This window comes from Sulfitobacter sp. HI0129, assembly GCF_001635395.1.
In the GTDB taxonomy this organism is placed as follows: Bacteria; Pseudomonadota; Alphaproteobacteria; order Rhodobacterales; family Rhodobacteraceae; genus Sulfitobacter.
Genome location: NZ_LWGH01000995.1, coordinates 1 through 301 on the forward strand (window position 1 = coordinate 1; position 301 = coordinate 301).

Genomic DNA, 301 nt, shown 5'->3' on the forward strand with positions numbered 1-301 from the left:
CAGAAGGACAGACCGATGGACGCGCCCGAAGAGCCCCAGATCTACCTGATCACACCCCCCGAAATCGAACTGGCCCGCTTTCCCGCCGTTCTGGCGTCGGTCCTTGATGCGCATCCGGTCGCCTGCGTGCGGCTGGCGCTTTCCACCCGGGACGAAGACCGCCTGTCGCGCGCCGCCGATGCCCTGCGCGAAGTGACCCATGCCCGCGACGTGGCGCTCGTCATTTCCGACCACACGCTGCTGGCCGAACGGCTCGGGCTTGATGGTGTGCATCTGGGCGATGCCGCGCGGTCCGTTCGCC

General features: G+C 68.1%; 1 protein-coding gene. It reads left to right on the plus strand.

The window, feature by feature from the left end; all coding sequences use genetic code 11:
- Positions 1–15 precede the first annotated feature (15 nt).
- Positions 16–301: thiamine phosphate synthase (locus tag A3764_RS21590; RefSeq protein ID WP_150122386.1), on the plus strand; the 286-nt coding region annotated here is incomplete at its 3' end.